Source organism: Streptomyces sp. NPDC085596, assembly GCF_044541565.1.
In the GTDB taxonomy this organism is placed as follows: domain Bacteria; phylum Actinomycetota; class Actinomycetes; order Streptomycetales; family Streptomycetaceae; genus Streptomyces.
This window is the reverse complement of record NZ_JBITTC010000001.1, coordinates 75,553-95,897: the sequence shown is the minus strand read 5'-3', so window position 1 is coordinate 95,897 and position 20,345 is coordinate 75,553. Positions and strand designations below refer to the sequence as shown.

Annotated in this window: 21 protein-coding genes; 10 read left to right on the top strand and 11 right to left on the bottom strand. The window is 72.5% G+C overall.

Annotated features, from left to right (window positions below):
- The first annotated feature begins 26 nt into the window (after positions 1-26).
- From ACIGA3_RS00490 to ACIGA3_RS00480, 3 genes are all read left to right on the top strand, one after another.
- A complete protein-coding gene (locus tag ACIGA3_RS00490; RefSeq protein WP_399708622.1) occupies positions 27-635 on the top strand; it encodes a DUF1349 domain-containing protein in 609 nt (202 codons plus the stop codon).
- Positions 636-767: 132 nt separating this feature from the next.
- Complete coding sequence (locus ACIGA3_RS00485) at positions 768-1,487, top strand: DsbA family oxidoreductase (protein ID WP_399708619.1); 720 nt, start codon at positions 768-770, stop codon at positions 1,485-1,487.
- Between the two features lie 76 nt (positions 1,488-1,563).
- Positions 1,564-2,625: an aminotransferase class V-fold PLP-dependent enzyme gene (locus tag ACIGA3_RS00480; protein WP_399708617.1), complete on the top strand. Its 1,062-nt coding sequence runs from the start codon at positions 1,564-1,566 to the stop codon at positions 2,623-2,625.
- A gap of 91 nt (positions 2,626-2,716) precedes the next feature.
- On the opposite strand, the gene thpD is transcribed toward ACIGA3_RS00480, so the two are convergent.
- From thpD to ACIGA3_RS00455, 5 genes are all read right to left on the bottom strand, one after another.
- Complete coding sequence (gene thpD / locus ACIGA3_RS00475) at positions 2,717-3,610, bottom strand: ectoine hydroxylase (protein WP_399708614.1); 894 nt, start codon at positions 3,608-3,610, stop codon at positions 2,717-2,719.
- 7 nt (positions 3,611-3,617) lie between these two features.
- Positions 3,618-4,022, bottom strand: coding sequence for an ectoine synthase (locus ACIGA3_RS00470; protein ID WP_350908270.1), 405 nt, complete (start codon positions 4,020-4,022; stop codon positions 3,618-3,620).
- 67 nt (positions 4,023-4,089) lie between these two features.
- Positions 4,090-5,361: a diaminobutyrate--2-oxoglutarate transaminase gene (gene ectB / locus ACIGA3_RS00465; protein WP_399708610.1), complete on the bottom strand. Its 1,272-nt coding sequence runs from the start codon at positions 5,359-5,361 to the stop codon at positions 4,090-4,092.
- A gap of 23 nt (positions 5,362-5,384) precedes the next feature.
- Positions 5,385-5,903: a diaminobutyrate acetyltransferase gene (gene ectA, locus ACIGA3_RS00460; RefSeq protein WP_399708608.1), complete on the bottom strand. Its 519-nt coding sequence runs from the start codon at positions 5,901-5,903 to the stop codon at positions 5,385-5,387.
- A gap of 317 nt (positions 5,904-6,220) precedes the next feature.
- On the bottom strand, positions 6,221-7,321 hold the full coding sequence (locus ACIGA3_RS00455) for a pyridoxal-phosphate-dependent aminotransferase family protein (protein ID WP_399708605.1): 1,101 nt from the start codon (positions 7,319-7,321) through the stop codon (positions 6,221-6,223).
- A gap of 218 nt (positions 7,322-7,539) precedes the next feature.
- Here ACIGA3_RS00455 and ACIGA3_RS00450 point away from each other — a divergent pair, with 218 nt between their 5' ends.
- From ACIGA3_RS00450 to ACIGA3_RS00430, 5 genes are all read left to right on the top strand, one after another.
- Complete coding sequence (locus ACIGA3_RS00450) at positions 7,540-8,382, top strand: basic amino acid ABC transporter substrate-binding protein (RefSeq protein WP_399708602.1); 843 nt, start codon at positions 7,540-7,542, stop codon at positions 8,380-8,382.
- A gap of 4 nt (positions 8,383-8,386) precedes the next feature.
- Positions 8,387-9,220: an amino acid ABC transporter permease gene (locus tag ACIGA3_RS00445; protein WP_399708599.1), complete on the top strand. Its 834-nt coding sequence runs from the start codon at positions 8,387-8,389 to the stop codon at positions 9,218-9,220.
- The gene (locus ACIGA3_RS00440; protein WP_399708596.1) at positions 9,217-9,999 is read left to right on the top strand and encodes an amino acid ABC transporter ATP-binding protein; all 783 of its coding nucleotides are present in this window, start codon (positions 9,217-9,219) and stop codon (positions 9,997-9,999) included. The genes ACIGA3_RS00445 and ACIGA3_RS00440 overlap by 4 nt, the downstream gene beginning before the upstream one ends.
- Positions 10,000-10,042: 43 nt before the next feature.
- On the top strand, positions 10,043-11,134 hold the full coding sequence (locus tag ACIGA3_RS00435; RefSeq protein WP_399708593.1) for an amidohydrolase family protein: 1,092 nt from the start codon (positions 10,043-10,045) through the stop codon (positions 11,132-11,134).
- Positions 11,135-11,281: 147 nt separating this feature from the next.
- Complete coding sequence (locus ACIGA3_RS00430) at positions 11,282-12,226, top strand: SCO1860 family LAETG-anchored protein (RefSeq protein WP_399708590.1); 945 nt, start codon at positions 11,282-11,284, stop codon at positions 12,224-12,226.
- 20 nt (positions 12,227-12,246) lie between these two features.
- On the opposite strand, the gene ACIGA3_RS00425 is transcribed toward ACIGA3_RS00430, so the two are convergent.
- The gene (locus ACIGA3_RS00425) at positions 12,247-12,624 is read right to left on the bottom strand and encodes a hypothetical protein (protein WP_399708587.1); all 378 of its coding nucleotides are present in this window, start codon (positions 12,622-12,624) and stop codon (positions 12,247-12,249) included.
- 104 nt (positions 12,625-12,728) lie between these two features.
- On the opposite strand from ACIGA3_RS00425, the gene sigJ reads away from it, so the two are divergent.
- Positions 12,729-13,616 carry an RNA polymerase sigma factor SigJ gene (gene sigJ / locus ACIGA3_RS00420; protein WP_399708584.1) on the top strand — a complete coding sequence of 296 codons (888 nt, stop codon included), beginning with the start codon at positions 12,729-12,731 and terminating at the stop codon, positions 13,614-13,616.
- Here the strand turns inward: sigJ and cobC are convergent.
- From cobC to cobM, 5 genes are all read right to left on the bottom strand, one after another.
- A complete protein-coding gene (cobC, locus tag ACIGA3_RS00415) occupies positions 13,604-14,665 on the bottom strand; it encodes an Rv2231c family pyridoxal phosphate-dependent protein CobC (RefSeq protein ID WP_399708581.1) in 1,062 nt (353 codons plus the stop codon). The two genes, sigJ and cobC, sit on opposite strands and share 13 nt — an antisense overlap.
- The gene (locus ACIGA3_RS00410) at positions 14,655-15,584 is read right to left on the bottom strand and encodes a sirohydrochlorin chelatase (RefSeq protein ID WP_399708580.1); all 930 of its coding nucleotides are present in this window, start codon (positions 15,582-15,584) and stop codon (positions 14,655-14,657) included. The genes cobC and ACIGA3_RS00410 overlap by 11 nt, the downstream gene beginning before the upstream one ends.
- 133 nt (positions 15,585-15,717) lie before the next feature.
- Positions 15,718-17,409, bottom strand: coding sequence for a precorrin-3B C(17)-methyltransferase (gene cobJ, locus ACIGA3_RS00405; protein ID WP_399708578.1), 1,692 nt, complete (start codon positions 17,407-17,409; stop codon positions 15,718-15,720).
- Positions 17,406-18,641, bottom strand: coding sequence for a precorrin-6y C5,15-methyltransferase (decarboxylating) subunit CbiE (gene cbiE, locus ACIGA3_RS00400; RefSeq protein WP_399708575.1), 1,236 nt, complete (start codon positions 18,639-18,641; stop codon positions 17,406-17,408). The genes cobJ and cbiE overlap by 4 nt, the downstream gene beginning before the upstream one ends.
- On the bottom strand, positions 18,638-19,456 hold the full coding sequence (gene cobM / locus ACIGA3_RS00395) for a precorrin-4 C(11)-methyltransferase (protein WP_399708572.1): 819 nt from the start codon (positions 19,454-19,456) through the stop codon (positions 18,638-18,640). Before cobM ends, cbiE begins: the two co-directional genes overlap by 4 nt.
- A 152-nt stretch (positions 19,457-19,608) precedes the next feature.
- On the opposite strand from cobM, the gene ACIGA3_RS00390 reads away from it, so the two are divergent.
- A complete protein-coding gene (locus ACIGA3_RS00390) occupies positions 19,609-20,340 on the top strand; it encodes a ZIP family metal transporter (RefSeq protein ID WP_399708569.1) in 732 nt (243 codons plus the stop codon).
- Positions 20,341-20,345 lie beyond the last annotated feature (5 nt).

The window sequence follows — 20,345 nt, the reverse complement described above, 5'->3', positions numbered from 1 at the left end:
CGTGAACAGCCTGCGAGAATCGCCCGATGGACATAGAGCTTCCCGAACTCCCTTTCCTCTTGCGGACGTACGGCCCGGACGGGCACTGGTCCTACGAGAAGGGCGTGCTCACCGGCTGGGCCGGGCCCCGGCAGGACCGGTTCGTCACGCCGACGGGGGAGGCGCTGGACCCGGCCGCCGACGCGCCCCGGCTGCTCGGCTCGCCCGAGGGTGACTTCCAGCTGATCGCCCGCGTCACGGTCGGCTTCAACGCGGCCTTCGACGCCGGGGTGCTCTACGTCCACGTCGGCGACCGGAACTGGGCCAAGCTCTGCCTGGAGAACTCCCCGGACGTGCCCACCATCTGCACGGTGGTCACCCGGGGCCACTCCGACGACGCCAACTCCTTCACCGTATCCGGCAGTTCCGTCTGGCTGCGGGTGAGCCGCACCGGCCGCGCCCTGGCCTTCCACGCCTCCCGCGACGGCGAGCGCTGGACCTTTGTCCGCCTCTTCACCCTCGGTGACGAGAAGGAGACCGGCGCGGCGCTGATCGGCTTCATGACCCAGTCACCGCTGGGCGAGGGCTGCGTGGTGACCTACGACCACCTGGAGTTCCGTCCGGTCTGGCCCGCCGACCTGCGGGACGGAAGCTGAGGCGCGGGGAGTGAAGCGCGGGGAATGAAGGCGGGGAATGAACCGGGCTCTTTGAATGTTCACATAGTTTGGATGTTCCCGAATCGGGGCGGAGAGCGGCTTCGCCCCCGGTAAGAGCCGGAGAGAGTGGAAATGCGCGTCGAGATCTGGAGCGACATCGCCTGCCCCTGGTGCTATGTCGGCAAGGCCCGCTTCGAGAAGGCGCTCGCCGCCTTCCCGCACCGGGACGAGGTCGAGGTCGTGCACCGCTCCTTCGAGCTGGACCCCGAGCGGGCCAAGGGCGACGTCCAGCCGGTGATCACCATGCTGACCCGGAAGTACGGCATGAGCGCGGCGCAGGCCGAGGCCGGGGAGGACAACCTCGGCGCCCAGGCCGCCGCCGAGGGTCTGGACTACCGCACCCGTGGCCGCGACCACGGCAGCACTTTCGACCTGCACCGCCTGCTGCACTTCGCCAAGGAGCAGGGCAGGCAGGAAGCGCTGCTGGACCGGCTGTACCGGGCCAACTTCGCCGACGAGCGCTCGGTGTTCACGGGCGGCGACGAGCACCTGGTGGAGCTGGCCGCCGACGCCGGCCTGGACGCCGACGCGACCCGCGCGGTCCTCGCCGACCCCACCGCGTACGCCGACGAGGTCCGCGCCGACGAGCGCGAGGCCGCCCAGCTCGGCGCGAACGGCGTCCCCTTCTTCGTGCTCGACCGCACCTACGGCGTCTCCGGCGCCCAGCCCGCCGAGGTCTTCACCCAGGCCCTCGCCCAGGCGTGGGGCGACCGCTCCCCGCTGAAGACCCTCGCCCAGGACGACGCCGGGACCTGCGGCCCGGACGGCTGCGCGGTGCCCCAGCAGGGCTGACGCATAAGGGTTGCTTGGAGGCACCCTGTAGAGATTCGTGATGGACGACGGAATCCGGGCGCCGCACAGTGGAGTCATGGAGACCACGGAGACGTTCGAGAGCCTCGTCCGCGCCGAGTTCGCCCCGGTCGGCACCTACCTCAACACCGCCAGCAACGGGCTGCTGCCCGCCCGCGCCGTCACCGCCCTGCACGAGGCGGCGCTGCTGCGGGCGCAGGGCAAGCCGCTGATCGCGCTCTACGACGACGTCGAGGCGTGCCGGGCCGCCTTCGCCCGGCTCGCCCGGGTCCCCGTCGAGCGGGTCGCGCTGGGTGCCTCGGTCGCCGCGCACAGCGGGGTGATCGCCGCCTCCCTGCCCTCGGGCGCCGAAGTCCTCACCGCCGAGGACGACTTCGCCTCCGTGCCCAACCCGTTCCACGTCCGGGGCGACCTCAAGGTGCGCGCGGTGCCCGTGGAGCGCCTCGCCGAATCCGTCCGCCCCGGCACCGCGCTCGTCGCCGTCAGCGCGGCCCAGTCCGCCGACGGCAAGGTGGCCGACCTGCCCGCGCTGCGCGAGGCGGCCCGCACCCACGGCACCCGCACGTACGTCGACTTCTCCCAGGCCGCGGGCTGGCTGCCGATGGACGCGGGGGAGTGGGACTTCACCGCGTCGGTCTCCTACAAGTGGCTGCTCGGCCCGCACGGCGTCGCCTTCCTCGTCCTGCCCGAGGACTTCGGCGGGCTCACCCCCCTGCTCGCGGGCTGGGTCGCGGGTGAGAGGCCCTGGGACAGCTGCTACGGCCCCGTCACCGAACTCGCCCACTCCGCACGGCGGTTCGATCTCAGCCCCGCCCTGTTCTGCTATCCCGGGCTGCGCCGCTCCCTGGAACTGGTCGAGGAGCTGGGCGTGCCTGCGATCCACGCCCACGACACCGCCCTGGCCGACCGCTACCGGGCGGGCCTCACCGCGCTCGGCCACGAGGCGCTGCCCGCGCCGGGCTCCGCGATCGTCTCGGTGCCCGGCCTCGGCTCCCGGCAGCCGGACCTCGGCCGCGCCGGCATCGAGGTGTCCGACCGCGCCGGCAACCTGCGCGCGTCCTTCCACCTCTACAACACCGACGCGGACGTGGACCGTCTGCTGGACGCGCTCGACGGCTGAGCCGTCCCCGCACATGGACATGACCGGGCCGATGCCTCCCGTCCCACACGAAGAGGCACCGGCCCGGTGATCGGGGGTCGGGTTGCGCGGACTACCGCACCGGAGTGAAGTCCCGCGCCCCGATGAACTCCGGCCTGCGCACCGGCGCCGCGAACGGCTCCACCGCCGTGTTCTCCACGCTGTTGAACACGATGAAGACGTTGCTGCGCGGGAACGGCGTGATGTTGTCGCCGGAGCCGTGCATGCAGTTGCAGTCGAACCAGGTGGCCGAGCCCGCCGCGCCGGTGAACAGACGGATGCCGTGCTCACTGGCCAGGTCGGTCAGCGCCTCGTCGGACGGGGTGCCCGCGTCCTGCATCTGGAGCGACTTCTTGTAGTTGTCGTCAGGGGTGGCGCCCGCACAGCCCAGGTACGTCTTGTGCGAACCCGGCATGATCATGAGGCCGCCGTTGGTGTCGTGGTTCTCGGTCAGCGCGATCGAGACGGACACCGTGCGCATGTTGGGCAGGCCGTCCTCGGCGTGCCAGGTCTCGAAGTCCGAGTGCCAGTAGAAGCCGCTGGCGCCGAAACCGGGCTTGACGTTGATCCGCGACTGGTGGACGTAGACGTCCGAGCCGAGGATCTGCCGGGCGCGGCCGACCACCCGCTCGTCGCGCACCAGGTTGGCGAAGATCTCGCTGATCCGGTGCACCTCGAAGACGGAGCGGATCTCCTGGGACTTCGGCTCCACGATCGAGCGCTCGTCGGCGCGGATCGCCGGATCGCCGACCAGCCGGTCCAGCTCCCGCCGGTAGACCCGCACCTCGGAGGGGGTGATGATCTGGTCGACGGTGAGGAAGCCGTCGCGCTCGAACCCTTCCAGGCCGGCCGCCGGGATCGGGCCGGGCGTGTCGGGGGAACCCCAGACGACCGGGTCCTGGCGCGGTACGCGGACCTCGGTCGCGCCCCGGCTCGGGTACAGGTCGGTGGTGGTGAGGGTGGTCATGGGTTTCTCACACCTCCTCGGGCTCGGTGAGCAGCGGGTAGACGCCGTTCTCGTCGTGGTCCTCCCGGCCGGTCACGGGCGGGTTGAACACGCAGATGCAGCGGAAGTCCTCCTTCACCCGCAGCGTGTGCCGCTCGTGCCCGTTCAGCAGGTACATGGTGCCGGGCGTGATGGTGTACACCTGCCCGTTCTCGTGGTCGGTCAGCTCGGCCTCGCCCTCGGTGCAGACGACGGCCTCGATGTGGTTGGCGTACCACATGGACGTCTCGGTCCCGGCGTACAGGACCGTCTCGTGCAGGGAGAAGCCGACCCGCTCCTTGGCGAGCACGATGCGCTTGCTCTCCCAGGTACCCGATTTGGCCTTCACATGCCGGTCGGTGCCCTCGATGTCCTTGAACGAACGGACGATCACGGTGTCTCCTCCTTCTTGCTCAGGCAGTCTTGCCAGGCGGGTTTCCTGCCCGGTGGTCTTCTTCTGGTCAGGCGGTCTCGCGGACGGCGCGGGCGAGGATGCTCAGGCCCTCGTCCAGCTCCTCCGGGGTGATGGTCAGCGCGGGCAGCAGCTTGACGACCTCACCCTGCGGGCCGGACGTCTCGATGAGCAGCCCCAGCTCGAAGGCGCGCTTCGCCACCCGCGAGGCACGGTCGCCGAGGTGGAACTCCAGGCCCCACACCAGCCCGCGGCCGCGGTACTCCTTCACGTCGGCGAGGTTCTCCTCGGTGATGGAGATCAGCTCCCGCTCGATCTGCTCACCGCGCGTGCGGGTCTGCTTCTCCATCGCGTCGCCGTCGGCCCAGTACGTCTCCAGCGCCGCGGTGGCGGTGACGAACGCCGGGTTGTTGCCGCGGAAGGTGCCGTTGTGCTCGCCCGGCTCCCAGATGTCCAGCTCCGGCTTGAACAGGCACAGCGACATCGGCAGCCCGTAGCCGGAGATCGACTTGGACACCGTGACGATGTCCGGGGTGATGCCGGCCTCCTCGAACGAGAAGAACGCCCCGGTACGGCCGCAGCCCATCTGGATGTCGTCGACGATCAGCAGCATGTCCTGCCGCTCGCACAGCTCCTTCAGCGCGCGCAGCCACTCGGGCCGGGCGACGTTGATGCCGCCCTCGCCCTGCACGGTCTCCACGATCACCGCGGCCGGCTTGTTCAGGCCCGAGCCCTGGTCCTCCAGCAGCCGCTCGAACCACAGGAAGTCCGGCACGGTGCCGTCGAAGTAGTTGTCGAACGGCATCGGGGTGCCGTGCACCAGCGGGACACCGGCGCCGGCCCGCTTGAAGGCGTTGCCGGTGACGGCCAGCGAGCCCAGCGACATGCCGTGGAAGGCGTTGGTGAACGACACGATCGCCTCGCGGCCCTTCACCTTCCGGGCCAGCTTCAGCGCGGACTCCACCGCGTTGGTGCCCGTCGGGCCGGGGAACATGACCTTGTACGGCAGATCACGCGGCCGGAGCACCAGGTCCTGGAAGGTCTGCAGGAAGGTCCGCTTGGCCGTGGTCGACATGTCGAGCCCGTGGGTCACCCCGTCGCGGGACAGATAGTCGATCAACGCCCGTTTCAGTACCGGGTTGTTGTGGCCGTAGTTGAGTGAGCCGGCCCCGGCGAAGAAGTCGAGGTACGCATGGCCGTCCTCGTCGTACATCCTGCTGCCCCGCGCCTGGTCGAACACGACGGGCCAGCCGCGGCAGTAGCTGCGGACCTCGGACTCCACGGTCTCGAAGACGCTCAGGTCGGGCTGGGTGATGGTCACGGTGATTCGCTCCTCGGGGGACGTCAGTGCGCCGGGACGTGGGTCAGCGGGCCGATGCGGTACAGCACTTCGGGGTCGTGCGGGCCGTCCGGGAACAGCTCTTCCGGGAACAGCACCTCGCGGGTCAGGGCGGCGCCATGGCGCTCGGCGAACGAGGTGAACAGCCGCTCGGAGGCGGTGTTGCCCGGGGTGATGGTGGTCTCCACATCCGTGATGCCCTGCTCGGCGGCCAGACGCGCGGTCAGCCCGTCCAGCAGCGCGGCGGCGATGCCCCGGCCGCGCTGGGAGCCGTCCACGGCCACCTGCCAGACGAGCAGGGTGTGCGGGCGCTCCGGGCGGACGTAGCCGGTGACGAACCCGACGGGCTCGCCCTCCGCGCCACGGGCCACCGCCGAGGTGCCGGCGAAGTCCCGGCACCACAGCAGATAGCTGTACGAGGAGTTCAGGTCGAGCGTTTTCGAGTCCTTGGCGAGACGCCAGAGTGCGGCGCCGTCGGTCACCGCGGGTCTGTCGATGAGCAGGTCGGCGGATGCGGAAGTCATGCGGCCCGAATTTAGCGAGGTGAATTGCGAAATGCACGGGGACGATCTCGGGGCGACGTGAACGTCTCGGCGTTATGTCGCGTTTGACCTAGGGCGAACCAGGACAAAAAGCGTTCCATGTGGAGTGTGTCACAGGCCGGAAACCTGTCCGAAACCGATGTTGTTTAGCTCTGCAAAAACCGGGCAGGAGAAAAAGGCTGAGCCTGGGCGGCTGAATTCACGGGGAATTTGGGGCATATGAACAATCGGCCGGAAGAGCGGCTGGAAAAGGAAACGGCCCGCGCGAATTCGCGCGGGCCGCACTCCGGTGTCCGGCGTCAGAGCACGATCTCGTCCATCGCCAGCAGGGCCGCCTCCAGGTCCACCGTCAGCCCCTGCCGGGCCATCGCCGCGCCGAGCGCCACGAGTGCGCGGCGCACCACCAGCGACGTGGCGTCGGGCCCGTAGTGGTTCACCCGGATCATCTCCTTGGCCAGCGCCCCGCCACCGGCGGCCAGCGGCAGCGCCGGGTCGCTCTCCAGCGCCCGGGCCACCAGCTCCGAGGCCACCGTGCCCGGCGGCACCCGCAGCGTGGTCGCCACCGGCGCCGCGTCCCGCTCGTCGCGCACATACGGTTCGAGACCGCCGCCCAGGGCGATCGCCCCGGCCCGCGTCGCCCGCGCGAGATCGCGGTGCCGGGCCATCACCGTGTCCAGGCCGTCCGCCTCGATCCGCTCGATACAGGCGTCCAGCGCCAGCATCTCCAGCTGGGCCGGGGCGTGCGGCAGCGCCTTGCGGCCGCCGTCGATCCAGCGCTCCTTCCAGTCCAGCAGGGAGAGGTAGGACCGGCGCGGGGCGTCCGGGTTGGCGGCCATCCGCTCCCAGGCGCGCTCGCTCACCGAGATCGCGGACACCCCGGCGGGCCCGCCCATCGCCTTCTGGGCGCCGATCACACACAGGTCCACGCCCCACGCGTCCGGCAGCACCGGCTCCGCGCCGACCGAGGCGACCGCGTCCAGGTAGAAGAGGGCGCCCTGCTCCCGTACCGCCTCGCCGATCTCCGCGACCGGATTGGTGTTGCCGGTGGCCGCCTCCGCGTGCACCAGGGAGACGAAGTCGATCTCCGGGTGCTCGGCGAACGCCGCCCGGACCTGGTCCGCGGTGACCGCCGAGTCGAAGGGCACCGCGAGGTCGTACACGGTCGCGCCGGAGTCCCGCAGCCAGTCGCCGAAGGTCTGGCCGTACGGGCCCGTGATCACGTTCAGCGCGACCGTGCCCGGACCGGCGGCCGCGCGGATCGCGCCCTCCAGCGGCAGCAGCGCCTCGCCCTGGGTGATCAGCACGTCCTGCCGGGTGTCCAGCAGCCGGGCCACCCGGTCCTCGATCGCGGCGAACCGCGCGGCGCTCAGCGGGGGCAGGTCGAGGAGGGGGTGGGTCACGGCGGGTGCCTTCTTCGCTCACGAGGTCCACAGGGCCGTGTCCGCGACCCAGGCCGGCCGGGAGCCGACGGTGACGAGGGTAACTGGCGGCCTCCGTGCCGTTTTGACCGGCGACATCTTAGGCTGGGCGGCCGCGAACCCATCAGTTTGATTTGAGAGACCCAAACCTCTCCTTATAATCGGAACCCACAGTTCCCCCCGACCGGGAGATTTCCCCCATGAAGACCCTCCTTCAGCGCCGGCCCCGTGTGCTGGCAGCCATCACCGCGGCGGCCGCGATCGCGCTCGTCGCCGGCTGCTCCTCCTCGGGCGGCGGGGGCGGGAAGACCACCGTCAAGGGGGTCCACCTGGGCAACGCCGGAGCGCTGACCGTCTGCACCCACCTGCCCTACCCGCCGTTCCAGTCGGTGGTCGACGGCAAGGTGCAGGGCTTCGACGTCTCCCTGATCGACCTGGTCGCCAAGGACCTGGGCGTGAAGCAGAAGATCGTGGACACGCCGTTCGAGAACTTCAAGACCGGTGCCTTCCTCAACTCCGGCCAGTGCGACCTGGCCGCGGCGGGCATGACGATCACCGACGAGCGCAAGAAGAACGTCGACTTCTCCGACCCGTACTTCGAGGCCACCCAGGCCGTCCTGGTCAACAAGAAGAGCGGCATCAAGTCGTTCGCCGATCTCAAGGGCAAGAAGCTCGGCGCCCAGGCGCAGACCACCGGTGAGGACCTCGCCAAGAGCAAGGGTCTCGACCCGGTCTCCTTCCACTCCTCCGACGCGGTCCTCAACGGTCTGCGCACCGGCCAGGTCCAGGCTGTGATCATCGACTACCCGGTGGTCCAGGGCTGGCTCAAGGACAAGGCCAACGCCTCCGCCTTCCAGGTGGTGGACAACCTCAACACCGGCGAGCAGTACGGCTTCACGGTGAAGAAGGGCAACACCGCCCTGCGTGACGCCGTCAACAAGGCGCTCGCCCGCGCCAAGTCCGACGGCGAGTACAAGAAGATCTACGAGAAGTGGATCGGCCCGTACGACCCGGCCGCCGCCTCCCCCTCCGCGAGCTCCTGACCCCATGGCCGACACGGACACCCGCATCCAGCCCCGTAAGCCGGGCCTGACCCGCAGGCAGCGGCGCAGGCTCTCGCGCGGCGCGCAGTACCTGATCTTCGTCGCCGCCGTGCTCGCCTTCGCGTTCTCCGCGGACTGGGGACGGCTGAAGAACCAGTTCGCGCAACTGCCCATCGCCGAGCAGATGTTCCCCGACGTCATCACCCTGGCGCTGAAGAACACCGTGCTCTACACCCTGTCCGGCTTCGTGGTCGGACTGGCGCTCGGCATCCTCATCGCCCTGATGCGGCTGTCGTCCGTGGCGCCCTACCGCTGGGTCGCCGGCGTCTACATCGAGATCTTCCGGGGCCTGCCCGCCCTGCTGATCTTCATCTTCGTCGGCGTCGGCGTGCCGCTGGCCTTCCCGGACGTGCAGTACCCGGGCGGCACCTACGGCAAGGTCGCGGTCGCCCTCGGCCTGGTCTCGGCCGCCTACATGGCCGAGACGATCCGGGCGGGCATCCAGGCGGTGCCCAAGGGGCAGATGGAGGCGGCCCGTTCGCTGGGCTTCTCGCCCGCGCGGGCCATGATCTCGATCGTCATCCCGCAGGCGTTCCGGATCATCCTGCCGCCGCTCACCAACGAACTCGTCCTGCTCTTCAAGGACTCCTCGCTGGTGCTGTTCCTCGGTGTCACGCTGGAGGAGCGCGAGCTGTCCAAGTTCGGCAACGACCTGGCCAGCACCACCGCCAACTCCACCCCCATCCTGGTGGCCGGCCTGTGCTATCTGCTGGTCACCATCCCGCTCGGCTTCGTCGTACGGCGGATGGAGTCCAAGTCCCAGGAGGCGATCCGGTGAGCAGTCCCGAGATCCGCGTCGAGGGGCTGCACAAGTCCTTCGGCGACAACCACGTCCTGCGCGGTGTCGATCTGGAGATCGGCCAGGGCGAGGTGGTCTGTGTCATCGGGCCGTCCGGCTCCGGCAAGTCCACCCTGCTGCGCTGCGTCAACCTGCTGGAGGAACCCCAGCAGGGCACGATCGTGGTCGGCGGCACCGAGCTGACCGACCCGGACGTGGACATCGACGCCGCACGCCGTCGTATCGGCATGGTCTTCCAGCAGTTCAACCTGTTCCCGCACCTCGATGTCACCGAGAACCTCACGCTGCCCCAGCGCCGGGTGCTCGGGCGGGACAAGGCCGCGGCGGAGAAGGTCGCGGCGGAGAACCTGGCCCGGGTCGGGCTCTCCGACAAGGCGCACGCCTACCCGTCCTCGCTCTCCGGCGGCCAGCAGCAGCGGGTGGCCATCGCCCGCTCGCTCGCCATGGGCCCCGAGGTGATGCTCTTCGACGAGCCGACCTCCGCGCTCGACCCCGAGCTGGTCGGTGATGTGCTCGCGGTGATGCGGGGGCTCGCCGAGGAGGGCATGACCATGATGGTCGTCACCCACGAGATGACCTTCGCCCGCGAGGTCGCGGACCGGGTCGTCTTCATGGACGGCGGGGTCATTGTCGAGCAGGGCACCCCGGAGGAGGTCATCGGGAACCCGCGCAACGAGCGCACCCGCCACTTCCTCTCCCGCGTCCTGGACCCGGCGATGGCCGAGGTCGAGGACGTGCCCGGCAAGACCGGGGAGTAGCCGGGGCTTCAGTGCGCGGGGGCCCGTCACTAAGGTGCGGTGCATGAGCGATCACGCGGTGCTGCACGTGAAGGGGCGGGTCCTGGCCGGGCCCGACGACGTCCGCGACGAGCTGTGGGTGGTCGGCGGGCGCGTCACCTACGACCGCCCCGCCGGCGCCGGTGACGTCAGAGCCGTGGAGGGCTGGGCGCTGCCCGGCCTGGTCGACGCCCACTGCCATGTCGGCCTCGGCGCGGAGGGCCCGGTCGACGCGGACACCGCCGAGAAGCAGGCGCTCACCGACCGCGAGGCCGGCGCCCTGCTGATCCGGGACGCCGGTTCGCCCTCCGACACCCGCTGGGTCGACGACCGCGACGACCTCCCGAAGATCATCCGCGCCGGACGGCACATCGCCCGTACCCGGCGCTACATCCGGGGCTACGCCCACGAGATCGAGCCCGCCGACCTCGTCGCCTACGTCGGCCGGGAGGCGCGGCGCGGGGACGGCTGGGTCAAACTGGTCGGCGACTGGATCGACCGGGACCTCGGTGACCTGGCCCCCTGCTGGCCGCGCGAGGCGGTGGCGGCGGGCATCGCGGAGGCACACCGGCTGGGCGCACGGGTCACCGCGCACTGCTTCGCGGAGAGTTCGCTGCGCGACCTGGTGGAGTCGGGCATCGACTGTGTCGAGCACGCCACCGGCCTCACCCCCGACCTGATCCCGCTGTTCGCGGAGCACGGCGTCGCCATCGTGCCGACCCTGGTCAACATCGCCACCTTCCCCCATCTGGCGGCGGGCGGCGACGACAAGTACCCCCGCTGGTCGGCACATATGCGACGCCTCCACGAGCGGCGCTACGACACTGTGCGCGACGCCTATGACGCGGGCATCCCGGTGTACGTCGGCACCGACGCGGGCGGCTCGCTGCCGCACGGGCTGGTCGCGGCCGAGGTGGCGGAACTGGTCACCGCCGGCATCCCGCCCGTCGATGCGCTGGCCGCCACCAGCTGGGCCGCCCGCGCCTGGCTGGGCCGCCCCGGTCTGGAGGAGGGCGCCCCCGCCGACCTGGTGGTCTACGAGTCCGACCCGCGCGCCGATGTACGGGTGCTCGCGGTGCCGCGCCGGGTGGTGCTGAACGGGCTGGTCGTGCAGTAGACGGGGCGAACGGACGTGCCCGCTTAATCGAATGCGGGGGCGGAAACCCCACGATGGAGTGAAGTAACCCAGGATCGCTGACCGTTCACCCACAGTGCGTAATGGTTGTCGTGTCCCGAGCACGTCCCACCTGGGGGTCCCACCGCCTTGAACAGCGACAACTTCCGCATGCCCGCACGCCGTCTCGCCGCCGCCGCGACGGCCGCCGCCCTCACCGCGGCGCCCCTGCTCCTGGGCGCGAGCCCGGCGCACGCCACCGGCGACCACGGACGCGCCTCCGCCGCCGTACTGCGCGCCGGACTCGACGTGTCCCTGCTCCACCGCACCGCCGACGTCCCGCTCACCCTCTCCCTCAACGAGGTCCAGGCACCGGGCAACGCCGACCGCACGGCCCTGTCGGCCCAGCTCGACGGTGTGAACGGCGGCCGCCCCTTCTCCGTGCTGCGCGCCGACGTCGCCTCGGCCAGAGCGAGCGCCACCGAGGAGCGCGCCGAGGGCTCGGTCCGGCTGACCGACGCCCGGCTGCACGTGCCCGGGCTGCCGCTGCTCTCCCTGATCGAGGTCGGCACGGTCACCGCGCGGGCCACCTGCGAGGCGGGGGAGCGGCCCGAGGCCGAGGCGAACGTGCTCGGTGCCGTCACCGTGTTCGGCAAGCGCACCACCCTCACGGCGGGCGGGCCGACCGAGGTGCGGGTACCCGGCGTCGGCGAGGTCCGCCTCGACCTCGCCGAGCGCCGGACCACCTCCAGCACGGCCGCCGCCACCGCGCTCCGGCTCAAGGTCTCGGTGAACCCACTGCGGCTGAACGTGGCCGAGGTGACGGGCACGGTGACCCTGGCCGAGGCGACCTGCGAGACACCGGCGGGGGAGGAGGCAACTCCCAGTGAGGCCCCCGAGCCGGCCGAGCCCGCCGCGCCCGAGCAGGAGGAGTCCGGTGAGGCGCCCGCGCCCCGGGCCGAACCCCAGGGCACCCAGAGCAACCTCGCCGAAACGGGCGGCAGCTCGGCCACCCCGTACATCGCGGGCGGCGCGCTGGCGCTGCTCCTGCTGGGCGGGGGAGCGGTGGCGGTGGCCCGCAGGCGCCGGGGCTGACGGGAGGGACCCGGCAGGGCTCACCTCCGGGCCAGCGCCAGCAGGCTCAGGCCGAACATCAGCACGCCCAGCGGGAGATGGACCGACGGCACGTGGGCGATGCCGAGCACGACCTGGACCGAGGCGAGGGCGAGGAAGCCCGAGGCGTGCCGGACAGGCCGGGTGGAGCCGCCGCCCGGCTTCCACGCCAGCACCGCCGCGAGCACGTACAGCATCGACGCCCCGTACATCACGCGGGCGCCGATGCCGTGCAGCGTCTCTCCGTAGGACGTGGTGAGCAGCAGCCCGGCGGAGACGGCCTGGAGGAAGATGGTCAGTGTCTGGAGGGCTATGGCGATGCGGAGGAACGTGGAGCCGTCGCGCCGCGCGTCCGTCGTGGTCGTCACCTGAGTGGCCATGTCACGGTCCCCTTTTCCGCCCGTCGGGCAGCAGCTCGATAAGGTCTCACCAGTCCGACGACGCGGGCCTGCGAAAGGTAAGGCGAGGGGGGGCGGCCGGAGGCATGGGGACTGTGGAGGACAGGGCCGAGCGGCGCCAACTGCTCAACGTGGCCTACCGGTTGCTCGGCTCGGTGACCGAGGCCGAGGACGCCGTACAGGACGCGTACACGCGCTGGTACGGGCTGCCGGACGGCCGGCGGGCGGAGATCCTGTCGCCCGGCGCCTGGCTGACCACGGTGACCGGCCGGATCTGCCTGGACCTGCTCGGCTCGGCGCGGGCCCGCCGGGAGCGTTACGTCGGCGCCTGGCTGCCGGAGCCGCTGCCCGACCGCGCCGAGTGGGACGGTACGGGCGACGCCGATCCCGCCGACCTGATCGTGCGGGACGAGTCGGTGGCGATGGCGTTCCTGGTCGTCCTGGAGTCGATGACACCGGCCGAGCGGGTCGCGTTCGTGCTGCACGACGTCTTCCGGTACCCGTTCGCGGAGATCGCGGAGGTGCTGGGGCGGACCCCGGCGGCCTGCAAGCAGTTGGCGGCCTCCGCCCGGCGGCGGGTGAGCGCCGCGCGGGCTCCGGCGCCGGTGCGGGCCGACGTGGTGCGGCGGGTCAAGGAGGCGTGGGAGAGCAAGGACATCGCCGCCCTCGTCGGCCTCCTCGACCCGGCCGCCGTGATGACCGCCGACGGCGGCGGCATGGTCGGCACCGTCCTGCGCCCGGTCGAGGGCGGCCCGCGCATCGCCCAGTACATGGCCGCCATCGCGGACCGGGCTCCCGGCCTCGAACTCCTGGAGCGCTCGGTCAACGGTCTGCCCGGCCTGGTGGCCCGCCGCGACGGCGCCGTGGTCACCGTCGCCGCCTTCGACATCGACGACGAACGCGTCACCCGGATCTGGGTGGTCCGCAACCCGGCGAAACTGCGGCCGTGGCCGGCGGGACCTCAGTCCTCCTGAGCCAGCGCCGTGCCCAGTGCCTCCACGAACCCCGCCATCGTCGTCCGGTCCCGGACCGCCACCCGGAGCCAGTCGGGGCCGAGGCCGGGGAAGGTGTCACCCCGGCGGACCGCGTAGCCCAGCTCGCGCAGGCGGTGCCGTACGCGTGGGGCGTCCGGTACCTCCAGGAGGACGAACGGGGCCTCGGCGGGGCCGGTCACCTTGACGCCGTGCGGCACCAACTGGGCCAGGCCGGTGAGGAGATGGGTGCGGTCGGCGGCCGTGCGGTGGGCGGCGTGGGCCGCCTCGGCGAGGGCGCGGGGGGCCACGCAGGCCCGTGTCGCGGCCAGGGCCGGGGTGGACACCGGCCAGAGGGGCTGGGCGCGTTCCAGGGCGGTGACCGTCTCCGGGGGCGCGAGGACGTAGCCGACCCGGAGTCCGGCCAGGCCCCAGGTCTTGGTGAGGCTGCGCAGCACGACCAGGCCCGGCACGTCCGTCCGCCCCGCCAGCGCCTCCCGCTCACCCGGCACCGCGTCCATGAACGCCTCGTCCACGACCAACGTCCGGCCAGGACGGGCCAGTTGCGTGAGCGCCCCGGCCGGGTGGAGCACCGACGTGGGGTTGGTCGGGTTGCCGACGATCACCAGGTCCGCGTCCTCGGGCACCGCCGCCGGGTCCAGCCGGAAGCCGTCCCGCGCGCTCAGCAGCACCCGTTCCACCGCGTGCCCCGCGTCCCGCAGCGCCGCCTCCGGCTCGGTGAACTGCGGATGCACCACCACCGGCCGCCGCACCTCCAGCGCGCGGGCCAGCAGCACGAACGCCTCCGCCGCGCCCGCCGTCAGCAGCACCCGCTCCACCGGCAGCCCGTGCCGCCGAGCCACCGCCGCCCGCGCGGCCCGCCCGTCCGGGTAGGCCGCGAGAGCCGACAGCGAGGCGGCGATCTCCTCGCGCAGCCAGCGCGGGGGCGTGTCCGCGCGGACGTTGACGGCGAGGTCCACCAGACCCGCCCCCGCGTCACGGACCTCGGCGTCCCCGTGGTGCCGCAGATCGGGCCCGGCTTCAGTGCGCATGGCTGTGGGTGTGCCCGCCGTGGTGGTGATGCCCGGGGCCATGTCCGTGGCCGCCGTGGCCGTCGTCGTCGGGGTGGAAGTGCGGCTGCTGCGGCAGGCCCACCTTGTCCTCGAAGCCCGGCAGCGCGATCCGGTACACGCACGAGTCGCAGTTCATGCGCAGATCACCGGCCACCGCCTCCGCGTACCGCTCCATCACCAGGTCCAGCAGCTCCGGCTCGGGCCCGATCACGTCCGCCGAACGCACCTCGGTCTCCGGGTGCGCGGCCGCCCACTCCTCGGTCTGCCGCCGCACCCGCTCCGGCAGGATGCCGGTGAACAGGAAGTACGGCAGGACGACGACCCGCCGCGCCCCCAGCCGGGCGCACCGGTCGAGACCGCTCGGCACGTCCGGCGCCGCCAGCGACACGAACGCCGTCTCCACCCCGGCGTACCCGCGCCCCTCCCACAGCAGCCGGGCCGCCTTGCACACCTCGGCGTTGGCGTCCGGGTCGGTGGAGCCGCGCCCGACCAGCAGTACGGTCACGTCCTCCCTGGCGGTGCCGGCGAGGGCCTCGTCCAGCCGGCGTTCCAGCACCCGCAGCAGCGCGGGGTGCGGGCCGAGGGGGCGGCCGTAGGTGTAGGTGACGCCCGGATGGCGCTCCTTCTCACGGGCCAGCGCCGCCGGTATGTCGCCCTTGGCGTGCCCGGCGGACACCAGCATCAGCGGTACGGCGGCGAAGCGTTGGACGCCCCGTTCGACCAGCTCGGTGACGGCCTCCCCGAGCGGGGGCGGCGACAGCTCGATGAAGCCGCCCGCGACGGGCAGTTCGGGGTGGCGGCGGCCCAGCTCCTTCACGAAGTCGCGGAACGCCTCGGCTCCGGCCTCGTCACGGGTGCCGTGTCCGGCGATGAGCAGGGCGGGCGGCTGGGTGGTCACGGTTTCTCCTCGGGGTAAGTCGGTTGGAAAGGGGCGACGTTGAGGGCGGCGGTCGTCGATCCGCCCTCCTGGGACACGCTGCTTACGGCGGGCGTCGGAAGAACTCGTGCCCCACGGCGCGGGGCGGCACGGTTCACCGGGCCTCCTCCGGGGCGTGCTGCCAGCGGTAGCCGCGCGGGGTCACCATGCGGCCGGCGATGTTCCGGGTGGCGGTGTTGCCGACGGTGACCACCGTCATCATGTCGACGGTCGCCGGGTCGAGTCCGGCGAGCGTGGTCAGCCGTACGGACTCGTCCGGCCGGGAGGCGTTGCGCACCACCCCGACCGGCGTCTCCGGCTCCCGGTGCCCGGCGAGGACGGCGAGCGCCTTGGGGAGCTGCCAGTCCCGGCCGCGCGAGCGGGGGTTGTAGAAGGTCACCACGATGTCCGCCTCGGCCGCCGCGCGTACCCGCCGCTCGATGACCTCCCACGGGGTGTGCAGATCGGAGAGGCTGATCGACACATGGTCGTGGCCCAGCGGCGCGCCCAGCACCGCCCCGGCCGCGAGCGCGGCGGTGACACCGGGCACGCCCACCACGTCGATGTCGTCGGACGCCTCGGCGAGCGCGGGGGAGGCCATGGCGTACACCCCCGCGTCCCCGCTGCCGATCAGCGCCACCGCGTGCCCCTTACGGGCCTCCGCGACCGCCGTACGGGCCCGCTCCTCCTCCGCGCCGAGCCCCGACTCCAGCACCCGGGTGCCGGGCCGGACGAGGTCGCGGATCTGGTCGACGTACTGGTCCAGACCCACCAGCACCGAGGCGCGCCGCAGTTCGGCGGCCGCGCGCGGGGTGAGCAGGTCGCGGGCGCCCGGACCGAGCCCGACCACCGCGAGCCGGCCCCGGCCGGGACGCCGTACGACCGCGCAGGTCGCCATGGCCGGCCTGGCCGCCGACTTCCTCTTGGGTACGAGGAGTTCGCCGCCCCGCCTGAGCGCGGCGGCCTCCGCCACGGACGGGGTGCCGACCGCAGCCAGGGGTGCCTCGGAGGGGTTCGGCACCGTCACCGCGGCCAGTTCGTCCGCCGGGTACGTCACCAGGGGCACGCCCAGCCGCTCGGCGGCGGCCACGATGCCCGGCTCCTCCGACTTGGCGTCCACCGTGGCGAGTTCGGCCACCGACCGCACCGAGAGCCCCGCCTCGCGCAGCGCCTCCTCGATCAGCCCGAGCACCTCCTCGACGGGCGCCCCCTTGGACGCGCCGACCCCGACGACGAGCGACGGCGGCCGCAACAGCACCTCATCCGGACCGGGTTGGATGTCCCGGTCGGTCAACCGCACCGTGTACGCGCCCTGTCCGGCGAAAGGGACCGGCGGCAACGGCCAGGCCAACTCCGCCTCCAGCGTCACCGGTTCACCGTCCAGCAGAGCCCGCGACACCGCCGCGACCGCGCCCTCCACCGGCAGGCCGAGCGTGTCCAGCCCGGCCAGGCCCACCGCGTCCGTCGCCGTCGTCACCACCGGCTCCGCACCCAGCAACCCGCCCACCTCACGGGCGAGTTCATTGGCGCCGCCGCCGTGCCCGCCGACCAGGGACACCGCGAACCGGCCGCCCTCGTCCACGCACACCACACCCGGATCGGCCGCCTTGTCCCCGAGCAGCGGGGCGAGCAGCCGGACCGTGGCACCGGTGGCCAGGAAGCACACCAGCTGCTCGCACTCCGCGAACGCCGCCCGTACGGCCTCCCCGGCCGGGCCCTCGTACACCCGCGTACGGTCCGGCCAGGCCGCGGCCAGCCGGTCGCGGGCCGCCGCCCCCGCCGCCGTGGCGGAAATCAGGCCGATCACTGGACTCCTCCTTCACTCCGTGCCGGGAGGCGGTCGCCCCACAGCAGGAAAACGGGGTTGGTGGCCGCCAGCCGGGTCACATCACCCGGCAGCGGTGCCAGCCGCGACGACTGCAACAGCACCCCGTCACAGCCGAACCCGGCCCGCGTCAGCGCCTCACGCACCGGGCCGACCCGGTCCAGCGCGGCCACGGCCACCACGACCGTCCGCCGCGCCCGCTCCGCGCAGACACCGACCACGGCGGGCAGATCACGCCCGCCACCGCCCACGAACACCGCGTCGGGCTCGTCAAGACCGGCCAGCGCCTCCGGAGCCGTGCCACGCACCACGGCCACGTCCACGCCATGGGCGCGGGCATTGGCCCGTACCCGCTCGGCGCCGTCCTCGGTCTTCTCCACGGCGGTCACGGCCGCGCCGAGCCGCGCGCACTCCACGGCCACCGAACCCGAACCCGCGCCCACGTCCCACACCAGATCGCCCAGGCGCGGCCCGAGCCGGGCGAGCGCCAGCGCCCGCACCTCGAACTTGGTGATCATCGAGTCCCGGTGCGCGAACTCGCTCTCCGCCAGCGCCCACCGCGCGGGCCCGGCACCCGCCCCGGCGACCGTGCGCGGACCCTCCGCCGTACGCGCCTCGTCCAGGCACAGCACCACGCTCACCGCCGGACCCCAGTCCCGCAGCGCGGCCTCGGCGGGCGTCACCCGCTCCACCCGCTCCCGCTCCCGATCGCCGAGCGCGCTCACCACGACCAGCACCCGGCCGGTGCCGTCCAGCCGGGCACCCAGCTCGGCCGGACCCGACCCGGGACCGGTCAGCACGGCGACCTTCGGGCGCGCCCGGCACACGTTCACCGCCGTCCGCAGCTCCCGCCCGTGCGCGCTCACCACCACCGCGTCGTCCCAGGTCAGCCCCAGCCGGGCGAAGGCGCCCGCCACCGAGGACACCCCCGGCCGCACCGCCAGCAGGCCGGCCCCGAACCGCTCCGCCAGCACCCGCACGATCCCGAAGAACCCCGGATCACCCGACGCCAGCACCACCACCGGCCGCTCCTCGGCCACACACTCCTCGATCGCGTCCAGGGCGGGCGCCAGCGGGCCGAGCACCACCCGTGCCGCACCCTCGGGCACCGGCGCCGCGTCCAGGTGACGCTGCCCGCCGACGACCAGCGCCGCCCCCGCGAGCACGTCAGGAGGGACCGGGGTACCCGTCCCCGCGCCGACGACCGTGATCAACTGCTCGCCCCCCGCTCACGCAGCGCCCGCCGCGCCTCCGGGTCGGCCCTGCGGAACCCGTGGAAGTGGCCGGGGTGATAGAGGTGCGAGCGGGTGCCGTGCGCGTCCAGCGCCGCGCCGACCAGGAACAGGGTGTGCTTCCACAGCCGGTGCTCCTTGACCGTCTCCTCCAGCGTGCCGATCGTGCACCGCACCACCAGCTCCTCCGGCCAGGTCACCTGATGGGCGACCACGACCGGGGTGGACGTCGGGTAGCCGCCCTCAAGCAGCTCGTGCACCAGCTGGCCGCTGCGCGCCGCCGACAGGAACACCGCCATCGTGGTGCCGTGCCGGGCGAACTCGCGCACCTCCTCACCGGGCGGCATCGGCGTCTTGCCGCCGCCGAGCCGGGTCAGGATCACCGACTGGGCCACCTCCGGGATGGTCAGCTCCCGCCCCGCGAGCGCGGCCACCGCCGAGAACGACGAGACACCGGGCACGATCTCCGTGGCGATCCCGACCTCCGCGCACCGGTCCAGCTGCTCCTGCGTACCGCCCCACAGCGCCGGGTCCCCGGAGTGCACCCGGGCCACCCTCAGACCCTCCTCGTGGGCGCGCCGGTACACGGCCACCACGTCCTCCAGGGACAGGGCCGCCGAGTCCAGGATCTCCGCGTCCGCGCGGGCGTGCTCCAGCACCTCGGCGCGGACCAGGCTGGCCGCCCAGATCACCACGTCCGCCTCCGCGATCGCGCGGGCCGCGCGGAACGTCAGCAGATCGGCGGCACCGGGCCCGGCACCGACGAACGTCACCTTGCCGGCGGGGGCATCGGCCATGGGAAGGGTCCTCTCCTACGGGAAGCCCGGACGCGTGGTCGTGGTCGTGGTCCGGGACGGGACAGCTGGAACTGGGGTGAATGTCAGGGTCTGGTGAGGTTTGCGGGCCGCTGGATGTGCGCACAGGGCCCCGCATCGGATAGCAAGGGCTTATGGCGGTCCTTGTCGCGCTCGGCGCGTTCCTGATGACGCTGGCCGGCGGCTGGACGGCACAGCGCGTGACCGACCGTCGCCACCTGGTCCTTGGCCTGGCCGGCGGCCTGATGCTGGGCGTGGTCGGCCTCGACCTGCTCCCCGAGGCGCTGGAGGCGGCCGGACACAAATGGTTCGGCGTCCCCGCGGCGCTCGTGCTGTTCGTCGCCGGGTTCCTCCTCGCCCATCTGGTGGAACGTCTCCTCGCCGGACGCCAGGCAGCGCACGGCGCGGCCGAGCACACCCACCGGGCGCCCGAGGTGGGCCTCACGGCGGCGGCCGCGATGGTCGGCCACAGCTTCATGGACGGCGTCGCCATCGGCGCCGCCTTCCAGATCGGCGGCGGCATGGGCCTGTCCGTCGCCCTCGCCGTGATCGCGCACGACTTCGCCGACGGCTTCAACACCTTCACCATCACCAGCCTCTACGGCAACGCCCGCCGCCGGGCCGTGGCCATGCTGGTGGCCGACGCCTGCGCGCCGATACTGGGCGCCCTGTCGACCATGTTCGTGCACATCCCCGAACCGCTGCTCGGCGGCTACCTCGGCCTCTTCGGCGGCGCGCTGCTCTACCTCGCCGCCGCCGAGATCCTCCCCGAGGCCCACCACGAGCACCCGGCCCGCTCCACCGTGCTGTGCACCGTCGCGGGCGCCGCCTTCATCTGGCTGGTGGTCGGCCTCTCCGGCGGCTGAACCCC

What these genes read in the sequence shown, in the direction of transcription:
- ACIGA3_RS00480 (WP_399708617.1), top strand. Translation starts at nt 1,564, where the DNA reads ATGGAGACCACGGAGACGTTCGAGAGCCTCGTCCGCGCCGAGTTCGCC.
- ectA (WP_399708608.1), bottom strand. Translation starts at nt 5,903, where the DNA reads ATGACTTCCGCATCCGCCGACCTGCTCATCGACAGACCCGCGGTGACC.
- thpD (WP_399708614.1), bottom strand. Translation starts at nt 3,610, where the DNA reads ATGACCACCCTCACCACCACCGACCTGTACCCGAGCCGGGGCGCGACC.
- ACIGA3_RS00445 (WP_399708599.1), top strand. Translation starts at nt 8,387, where the DNA reads ATGGCCGACACGGACACCCGCATCCAGCCCCGTAAGCCGGGCCTGACC.
- ACIGA3_RS00435 (WP_399708593.1), top strand. Translation starts at nt 10,043, where the DNA reads ATGAGCGATCACGCGGTGCTGCACGTGAAGGGGCGGGTCCTGGCCGGG.
- sigJ (WP_399708584.1), top strand. Translation starts at nt 12,729, where the DNA reads ATGGGGACTGTGGAGGACAGGGCCGAGCGGCGCCAACTGCTCAACGTG.
- ACIGA3_RS00450 (WP_399708602.1), top strand. Translation starts at nt 7,540, where the DNA reads ATGAAGACCCTCCTTCAGCGCCGGCCCCGTGTGCTGGCAGCCATCACC.
- ACIGA3_RS00485 (WP_399708619.1), top strand. Translation starts at nt 768, where the DNA reads ATGCGCGTCGAGATCTGGAGCGACATCGCCTGCCCCTGGTGCTATGTC.
- ACIGA3_RS00390 (WP_399708569.1), top strand. Translation starts at nt 19,609, where the DNA reads ATGGCGGTCCTTGTCGCGCTCGGCGCGTTCCTGATGACGCTGGCCGGC.
- cobM (WP_399708572.1), bottom strand. Translation starts at nt 19,456, where the DNA reads ATGGCCGATGCCCCCGCCGGCAAGGTGACGTTCGTCGGTGCCGGGCCC.
- ACIGA3_RS00425 (WP_399708587.1), bottom strand. Translation starts at nt 12,624, where the DNA reads ATGGCCACTCAGGTGACGACCACGACGGACGCGCGGCGCGACGGCTCC.
- ACIGA3_RS00490 (WP_399708622.1), top strand. Translation starts at nt 27, where the DNA reads ATGGACATAGAGCTTCCCGAACTCCCTTTCCTCTTGCGGACGTACGGC.
- cobC (WP_399708581.1), bottom strand. Translation starts at nt 14,665, where the DNA reads ATGCGCACTGAAGCCGGGCCCGATCTGCGGCACCACGGGGACGCCGAG.